Here is an 8,548-nt window from a genome sequence, read left to right as displayed (position 1 = left end):
TGGGCGGGCTGGGCGGGGGTCATGGGTCTGCCTTTCGGAGTGCTGTGCGGCTGGTGCGGCATACAGGGGTTGGGCAAGGGAGTCAGTTGGTGGGTCGGCGCCGCGTCAGAAGCCTTGTCATGAGGGCGCCCAGCGCCAGGAGGGGGACGGTGGCGCCGTAGAGGGACAGCGGTGGAGCAGTTCCGTACCGAGCAGAACACTGACGAATGGACAGACCGTTACGCGGTCCGGGCCTGGATCGAAGGCACCGTTCACCAAGCCATTGCCGTCACCGGTATCCGCCTGACCAGCCTGCCCAGGACCCAACGTTCCCACGTCTTCGCAAGCCACCGCTCTCCCTCATCCGCCTGGAGGCTTGGTGGACCGGCAACCCACTCGACAGAGACCGCAGAAGCCACCTGACCCGCCCCCGCACCGCAATCACCACCTACCGAAGAATAAGGCCACAGAGTCCTTCAGGCGTCGGTCCCGTCTGGCGCCCGGACCGTGGAGTAGCAAGGCGCCGAACCCGTATGCCCCGGCGTCCGGTCGACGGTCAGTCGCGTTGAGGCGCGAAGGGCCCTTCGTCGACGAATCGTCGTAGCCAGCGTGCGAAGGTCTGGGCGTCGGCTTCCGACCAGGACGCCAGGCCGTCTTCGATGGCGGCCGCGAGTCGTTGCCGGGTGGCTGCGATGGTTTCGTGGCCCTGCCGGGTGAGGGTGAGGAGGGTGGCACGGCCGTCGACGGGGTCCTGTCGGCGTTGCACCAGGCCGGCGCTTTCGAGGCGGTCGGCACGTCGGGTGACGGTGGTGCGGTCGAGCCCGACCTCGCGGCCGAGTTCGGCGGCGCTGAGGGGGCCCGTTCGGGCCAGGCCGCTGAGTACCGGATAGGTGAGTTCGTCGACCGCTTTCCCCAGTCCCTCGGTGAGGTGCGCGTAGAGGCGGGCGCGAGTACTCCGGCGCAGGAGCAGTCCGAGCGCGTCCGCGATGTCGTATCCCGTCGTGTTGGCCACCCCTCCAGATTAGCGTGCGCACCGCACGCTTCTGCCGCTGCAGGCATAAGCGTGCTTCAAGCGCCCACCCCTTCTGCGGACTGTCTCCGCCGGCGTCGGTCACGATGCGCCCTCCGCCGCACAGTGCGGCGGCCGTGATCCCGCACCGTGAACCAGGGCGGCCCCAATCCATCTGGAGGCGTGGCGAGTTGGCCGAGCCGACACCCGTCACGCCGAGGGCAGCTCGTCCCGCGTCAGTGACTTCAGCAGTCCGGCGCATCATCCGCCACAGCGGGGTAAGGATGAGCACCGTCACCAGCAGGACGACCGCGGCGCCCCCGCCGGCCAGCGCGCGGCGCTGCTCTCCCACCGCGACGCCGCCAGACCGGCCCTCCTCCCGGACCAGGTTCCAGCCGACACCTACCCGGCCCTGGCCGCGGTCCTGCCGTCCGTCGGCCAGCCGGTCGGCGCGCTCGCGTGCGACAGCGGAGTGTCCAGACAGGCCACCCCACGAGCCGGGTGCGAGCAAACACGACCGCAGCGACAGCAGCGCGGCTCGCGATCGGCGCACATCCTCGAAGCATCACGCCCCTACAACAGCCGCAGCCAACGACGTTTGGCCCCGGAGATCGCCAGCGCCGATCAAATCTCGGTGAGACGGGTGATCAGCGGCCGTGTGCGGCGTCCCCCAAAGCGCCGGTCAGGCGGGTGTGGACGGCGACCGCCTCCTTCAGCACTTCGGCGGCTGCACGCCGACCGACCCGGGCCGACTTCGGCCCGGCGGGCGCGACCCCTCCCTTCCGAAAAGCGTGCGTCACGCACGCATTATGGTACGGTGAAGGAGATGCGTGCGCGACGCACGCATTAGTGGACCTCTGGAAGGACTCCCATGCCCCGTACCGGCATCAAGACTGCCCTCACCGACCTGCTCCTCAACGACGGGATCACTCTGGAGGAGGCCGTCGACCGCCACTTCACCCCCGAGTACCGCCAGCGCACGGACGGCGAGTGGGCTGACCGAGCCGAGTTCGTCGAGCACATCAGCCACCTGCGGACTCTCGTCGCCGACGCCTGGATCGATGTCCATGAGGAGCTGTACGCCGACGGTGGCAAGTACGCCGATCGGCACACCTGCCACATCACGAAGAAGGATGGCTCGACCGTGACCATGGAGGTCTACGTGTTCGCCGACCTCGCAGCCGACGGCCGGTTCAGCCGCATCGAGGAGACCACCTTGCTGCTCAAGGGCTCCGACGACGATCGCAATCTCGGCAGCGCCCGATAGGCCGCGTCCGCAGGGGTTCGTCGAAGTTCAGGCGGAGCGTCTGGACGGCGACCCGCTCGCCGGGCGTGGCGGCCTGGCGGGCGTGGGCGCTGTCCAGCACCTGCGGGGGCCACCGGATCGCTCGGACCGGGACGGGAGCAAGGGCCGGCCCGATTGACATGATCCGTTCGCAATCGGCTGTCCGCCGCGGTCAGGAGCTCCACCACGCGGTCGTCCCACGGCCTCCACGGCGTGGGCGAGTTGAGAGCCCCTCGATGATCGCCGCGGCGAGGCGGCGTGAGCGCATGGGCCTGAGTGCTCCCCCCGCGTGCTGGATCCCGCTGGTCTGGTGACGGCTGTGTCCTACGGTCCTGTCAGCTCCGCGCACTCTTTGCGGACCGCCGGAGCCGGAGCCCCCCGATCGGCGCACCCGGCGCCGCCGCGGCGGTCAGGGAGCGCGGGATTACTACTTCGCTGGAGTCGGGAGCGGCTTAGAGGTCGTCATCGTCGGCTTCAGCCGACGACGCCGTGTTCCCAGGCCCAGGCTGCGATCTCCACGCGGTTGCGGGCCGGTAGTTTGTCCTGGACCCGGCTGAGGTGGCTCTTGATGGTGCTGAGCGAGAGAGCCAGCCGTTCGGCGATCTCGTTGTTCGTGTGCCCGCGGGCGACCAGGCTCACCACCTTCAGTTCCTGGGGAGTGAGCCGTCGTGCGGCGGCGGCCCCGGTCTCGGCGCGTGACGGTTTGCTCAGGTGTTCCAGGAGCCGGACGGTGACGGACGGCGAGATGAGAGAGTCACCGTTGACAGCGGCATGCACCGCTTCGATCAGCAGCCGGGGGCCGGAGTTCTTGACCACGAACCCGCTGGCACCGGCGCGGAGCGCTCCGTAGACGTACTCGTCCATGTCGAACGTCGTCACGATGACGATCTTCGTACCGTCCGTCGCGGCTCCCTGTGCCTGGCGCAGTCGCCTGGTCGCCTCCAAGCCGTCCAGTTTCGGCATGCGGATGTCCATCAGGCAGACGTCCGGCCGCAGCCGGTGAACTGCCTCGACCGCCTCGGCACCGTCGGATGCCTCCCCGATCACGGAGATGTCGTCTTGCCCCTCCAGGATGAGTCGGAAGCCCATCCGCACCATCTCCTGATCGTCGGCGATCACCACAGAGACGCTCACTACGGGTTCCTGCTCCCTCACTTCATGGGTATCGACGCGGCCAACTCCCAGCCGCCCTCGGGCATAGGGCCGCTGCTGAGCTCGCCACCCAGCTCGGCCACCCGCTCCGACAGGCCGATCATGCCGAAGCCGCTGGGGCGGAACCACACCCGGCCGCGTTGCTGGCCGATCGCGTTGTCACGTACGCGGACGACCAGTCGGTCTCCGTCGGTTCCCAGCTTGACATGCACGGTGGTCGCGGTGCGGGCGTGCTTGCGGATGTTGGTCAGGCCCTCCTGGACCAGTCGTTCCACCGACTTGGCGAGTTGCGGCGACCAGACGGCACCGTCCACGTCGTCGGCTATGTCCAGCCAGGCGTGCTGTCCGATGCCGGTGAACTGGTGGACGAGCTCCTCGATCCTCGTCATGGCGGGCGTGACGGGTGCCTCCGCCACGGCTCCGTCCGCTTCCCGCAGAAGTCGGACCATGCGGCTCATCGCCACCAGTCCTTCCTGGCCGGTCTGCTCGATGTTGGCGAACAGCTTGCGTGCCGTGGCCGGATCACGTTCCGCGGTGTGTTCACCGGCCTGGGCCTGCACGACCATCGCTGTGACGTAGTGGGCCACGTGATCGTGCAAGTCGCGGGCGAGGTCCAGACGTTCTGCCTGGCGTACGTTCTCCGCGGCGATCCTGCGTCTGCCGTCCTCGGTTCGCAGGTAGCCGCCCAGCAGCACGAAAGCCACCGGCAGCAGGGTGAACAAGCCGTCGATGTCTTTGAGTACCGGCAGATTCGAAAGTGCTGGAGCGCGGCCCTCGATCCATACGACCGCCACGAAGAGCGGGACCGCCGACAACACGAGCGGCACAGGCCGCCCGTACCGGCAGGCGAGGCACAACAGCACCAGGAGTCCAAGGAGTTCGGCCCACCCCGGGGTGCGCTGCAGCACGGTGCCCTGTACCAGGGACGTGGCCAGCAGCGAGACGGTCGCCACGACGGCGGACAGGGCGCAGGCCGTCCATTGCCGGCCGAACCGGTACAGCCGCAACTGCGCGGCGGCGGCGCCCAGAGCCACGACCCCGCTCGCGACGACCGCCAGGCCGACGTAGCTGAAGCTCACCACAGACGCGTCGAGCAGTACGAGCAGCGCACACAGGCACAGCACGGCGATCGCCTCAGGGGAGGGAATCGGGAGAGAGCGGGGCACGGTGAGAAGTTTAGGCGGCGGTTCGCCGACCCTCGCAGGAGTGGGGACCGATACGTACTTTCGGCCGATGCCGCCTGAGCGAATACGGTCTTTCGACGGCATCGCGACCCGTCGACCGCTCCACAGAATGATGCGTGCAAGGCGAAAGACCTCCCCATCACCTGGAGTTGCCGTGAAATTCCCCGCCTTCCGTACGTGTGCCACGTCCCTGCTGACGGCCGGTTCCCTGGCTGTGGGGCCCGTATCCCTCACCAGCTGCAGTGTGTTCGGCCACAGCTGGGACGTGAAGATGGAGGTGACGGGCCCCGGCAGCGCCGACGTCGGCTACAGCTTCTCCGGTGACAACAGCCCGAGGATGACGCTCGCTGGGAAGCTGCCCTGGAACAAGGCCCAGAACGTTGGCTTCGGCTTCAACAATCTGGCCGTCACGAGCGCGCAACCCGGCACCGTCTGCCGTATCTACGTCGACGGCAAGCTCAAGGACGAGCAGAAGAAGCCCGACGCCAAGGGCACCCTGTCGTGTTCCGTCCACCTGAAGGACTGATCCGATGACCTTGACGAGCGTGGCCGCTCGCACAGCGGTCCGCGCCATCAACGTCACCAAGGTGTACGGTGTGGACAGCCCCGGCGCCACAGCAGCGGTCGGTGTCCAGGCGCTGCGCGGAGTCGACCTGGAGATCGACAAGGGAAGCTTTCTGGCCGTCATGGGGCCTTCCGGATCAGGGAAGTCCACCCTGATGCACTGCCTTGCCGGCCTGGACCGTCCGTCCTCCGGCGCGATCACCCTGGAGGACACCGAGATCACTGCACTGTCCGAGCGGCAGCGCACGGACCTGCGTCGCGACCGCATCGGCTTCGTCTTCCAGCAATACCACCTGCTACCAGAGTTGAACGGCTCCGAGAACATTCTGCTGCCGCTGGAGATAGCAGGCCGCCGCCCCGACCAGGGCTGGCTGGACACGGTCGTGAGTGCCCTGCAGATCGGTGACCAACTCTCGCGTCGGCCTTCGCAGTTGTCCGGTGGGCAACAGCAGCGCATCGGCATCGCTCGCGCGCTGGCGGCCCGTCCCGCAGTCGTCTTCGCGGACGAGCCGACCGGCAATCTGGACGCCAGGTCCGGCCGGGATGTACTGGAGTTCCTGCGCTACTCCACCCGCGAGTTCGGTCAGACGGTTGTGATGGTCACGCACGACCCGGTGGCCGCCTCCTATTCCGACCGTGTCGTGCTGCTGCTGGACGGTCGCATCAGCGGCAGGGTCGACGAGCCCACTCCCGAGTCCGTGCTCGACGCGCTCCAGAACCCGGGGAAGCGGCGAGGGCGTTGAGGGCATCGGGACTGACCAAGGCGGCGATACGGCAGATCGCAGCCAAGCCGTCACGGCTGCTGCTCACCGGCTGCACACTGATGGTCACGGCTTTCTTCCTGGCCGGTTCGATCGTCTTGACCGACACCATGAAGCGGCAGCTGGCCGACGACCTCTCGACGGTCCCCGCGGGGACGGCCGTGGTGGTCGGCGCGGAAGGCGACCAGCCGCTCGACGACAAGCAGGTCGAGGAACTCGGGAAGGCACCGGGGGTAGCCGGGGTCCAACCCGTGGCCATGGGCAGCGTGCTTGTGAAAGGCGCGGGCCGTGACCCCTACCCGTTGGTCGGCACGGCACTCACAGGTCCGCAGTCCGTCGTCCGCCCGTTGCGGGGCACCCTTCCTGACGGGCCAGGTGAAGTCGTGCTCACGCGGGCGCTGGCCGGCCTCCCCGGAATGGGAGTCGGCAGCCGGATCACACTCGTTGCCCAGGCTGGCCACGGCCCGGTTACGTCCCGGAGCGCTCCTGCCCGAACGGTGACTGTGACGGTCTCGGGTGTCGTCCAGGCCGCTTCTGCCATGGGAGCCGCCGTGCTCACCACGCCCGCCAACGCCCGTTCATGGCTGGGCACCGACGGCTGGCAACAGGCGCTGCTTCGCGTAACGGACCGCCCCGCCGCTGAGGTGGCGTCTGCGGTACAAGGGGAGCTGGGCACGGACTTCTCCGTAAGTACCGCGTCCGAACTGCGCGCGGAGGAGAGCGGATCCAAGTGGGTCACCAGGGTGTCCACCCTGCTCACGATCTTCGTCTTGGTGGCCCTGCTCGCCGGAACGTTCATCGTCTCCACGACGTATCGGGTGCTGCTCGTCCGGGACCAGACGCGGCTGGCCCTGCTGCGCTGCGTGGGCGCCAGGCCAGGGCAGGTGATGCGGTCCGTGCTGCTGCAGGCCGCGAGTTCCGGTCTGATCGCCGGTGCCGTCGGGACGGTCACGGCGATCTGCTGCTCGTTCGCGATCACCGGAATCGGAGGTCTGCCCGGCCCCGAGATCTCGGCGCCGTCCCTGTCCGGATGTGTGCTCGTTTCCGTGCTGGCCGCCCTCGCCGCGGCGATGCCGGCAGCGAGAGCCGCGGCGCGCGTCGCACCGGTCGCCGCCCTGTCCGTGGCGCCCACCCGCCACGTAGCGGACCGTATCGGCCGGACGCGCGCTCTGACTGGAGCGCTCTGCTTGGGCTGCGCGCTCCTGCTCATCGGCCTCGTCGGTCCCGGCGGCGCGGGCGGTGCCGCGGCGGGGGTCGGCTCGGTCGCCTCCGCGGTCGCTCTGTTCGGTTGCCTCCTCGCGCTCGGCCCTGCACTGCTGCGGCGCGCGACACGCGCCCTCCATCGGCCCGTGCGGGCGGTGGCGGGGCTGGACGGTGCGCTGGCGGTGCGCAACCTGGGCCGTGCCGCGCGCCGGACCGCGGCCTGTGCGACGGTCCTCACCCTGGGCATCACCATGGTCGCGACAGTGCTTGTAGCACTGGCTTCGGTGGAGAAGGGAATGGACCGGCGGCTGCGGGAGCGCGACCCGGTCGACGTCGTGCTCGACGCGTCGCCTACCGGCTCGTCGGCTCTGACCCCGGCTGTGGTGGACGCGGTGGCGGCACTGCCCGAGACCCGCGCGGTGGTGCCCGTCACCCGGGTGGACGGCGTTGCCGTCGGCGGCAACGGCCGCGGCCAGGGGGCCGATATCCGAGGTCTCGATCCTGGCGCGATCCCGGCACTGTTCGCCGACAGCCGACCGGACTCCCACGGCGGAGGCCTACGGCGTGGACAGGCAGCCATCTCCACGTCCATGGCGGAGTCGCTCGGTGTCCGTCCCGGCGACCGGATCTCGCTGCGGGTGTCCGGCGGCGGGAAGTCCAGCGCCGAAGTGAGCCTGCTCCACCCGGACGACGCCTCCATGTTGGGCGATGTCGCCGTCCTACCAGAGGACTTCGCCCAACTGGCGCCTCACGCCCCGATACGGTCCCTGTACATCACCGCCGGCCACCAGAACGACCCGCTGTCCCTACGCGCTCAGTTGGACAAAGCGCTGCCGCTGAACACTTCGCTCCACCTCACCTACCCGGGCGAAGAGCGGACCGCCCTGCGACAGACCATCGGCCAGCTGCGGATCATGGCACTGGGGCTGGTCGGCATCACCATGCTGGTATCGCTCGTAGGTGTGGCGATCACCCTGACCCTGTCCTCGACGGAACGCGAGACAGAGAACGGTGTCCTGCGAGCGGTGGGTATGCGCGGCTCACGCCTGCGCTCCGTCCTTGCCTGGGAAGCCGGACTGCTCGGCTTGTACGCAGCCGTCCCCGGCGTCACGCTGGGCTCGCTCTACGGTGCGATGATGCTCGGCGCACTGCCCGGTCTCAGCCACCTCACGATCCCGTACGGGCAGTTGGCGGTGACGTTGGTGGGCGCCCTAGCCCTCGTGCTGGGTGCGTCCGTGATCCCGGTCCTGCGTTCAGCTGCGGTCTCACCCACGATGGCTCTGCGGGCGGACTATTGATCAAGATTAGCGTGCGCCGCGCACGCTTCTACTGCTACAGTCATAAGCGTGCTTTAGGCACGCACCTCCGTGGGCGGGCATGTCCACCGAACGAAAGGAATCACCATGACGCC

8 protein-coding genes are annotated in these 8,548 nt (G+C 68.7%); 4 read left to right on the top strand and 4 right to left on the bottom strand.

Annotation, left to right across the window (positions count from 1 at the left end; translation table 11 throughout):
- Positions 1-535 precede the first annotated feature (535 nt).
- Entirely contained in the window at positions 536-991 is a 456-nt protein-coding gene (locus tag NON19_RS24805) for a MarR family winged helix-turn-helix transcriptional regulator (RefSeq protein WP_255931277.1), read from the bottom strand.
- Positions 992-1,635: 644 nt separating this feature from the next.
- Positions 1,636-1,788 (bottom strand): hypothetical protein, encoded by a 153-nt coding sequence (locus tag NON19_RS24800; RefSeq protein ID WP_255931276.1) that lies wholly within the window; start codon positions 1,786-1,788, stop codon positions 1,636-1,638.
- Between the two features lie 71 nt (positions 1,789-1,859).
- On the opposite strand from NON19_RS24800, the gene NON19_RS24795 reads away from it, so the two are divergent.
- The gene (locus NON19_RS24795) at positions 1,860-2,255 is read left to right on the top strand and encodes a nuclear transport factor 2 family protein (RefSeq protein ID WP_255931275.1); all 396 of its coding nucleotides are present in this window, start codon (positions 1,860-1,862) and stop codon (positions 2,253-2,255) included.
- 492 nt (positions 2,256-2,747) lie between these two features.
- Here NON19_RS24795 and NON19_RS24790 read toward each other — a convergent pair whose 3' ends face one another.
- Together NON19_RS24790 and NON19_RS24785 are read right to left on the bottom strand one after the other, a co-directional pair.
- Positions 2,748-3,407: a response regulator gene (locus tag NON19_RS24790; protein WP_255931274.1), complete on the bottom strand. Its 660-nt coding sequence runs from the start codon at positions 3,405-3,407 to the stop codon at positions 2,748-2,750.
- A gap of 17 nt (positions 3,408-3,424) precedes the next feature.
- Positions 3,425-4,591 carry a sensor histidine kinase gene (locus NON19_RS24785; protein ID WP_255931273.1) on the bottom strand — a complete coding sequence of 389 codons (1,167 nt, stop codon included), beginning with the start codon at positions 4,589-4,591 and terminating at the stop codon, positions 3,425-3,427.
- A 262-nt stretch (positions 4,592-4,853) separates the two neighbouring features.
- Between NON19_RS24785 and NON19_RS24780 the strand changes: the two genes are divergently transcribed.
- The 3 genes from NON19_RS24780 to NON19_RS24770 are packed head-to-tail and all read left to right on the top strand — an operon-like array spanning position 4,854 to position 8,435.
- A complete protein-coding gene (locus tag NON19_RS24780; RefSeq protein ID WP_255931272.1) occupies positions 4,854-5,135 on the top strand; it encodes an MmpS family transport accessory protein in 282 nt (93 codons plus the stop codon).
- Between the two features lie 4 nt (positions 5,136-5,139).
- Positions 5,140-5,916, top strand: coding sequence for an ABC transporter ATP-binding protein (locus tag NON19_RS24775; protein ID WP_255931271.1), 777 nt, complete (start codon positions 5,140-5,142; stop codon positions 5,914-5,916).
- Complete coding sequence (locus NON19_RS24770) at positions 5,913-8,435, top strand: FtsX-like permease family protein (RefSeq protein WP_255931270.1); 2,523 nt, start codon at positions 5,913-5,915, stop codon at positions 8,433-8,435. Before NON19_RS24775 ends, NON19_RS24770 begins: the two co-directional genes overlap by 4 nt.
- Positions 8,436-8,548: the final 113 nt, after the last annotated feature.

It is taken from the genome of Streptantibioticus rubrisoli (assembly GCF_024436055.1).
Lineage (GTDB): Bacteria > Actinomycetota > Actinomycetes > Streptomycetales > Streptomycetaceae > Streptantibioticus_A > Streptantibioticus_A rubrisoli.
This window is presented reverse-complemented; position numbering and strand designations above follow the sequence as displayed.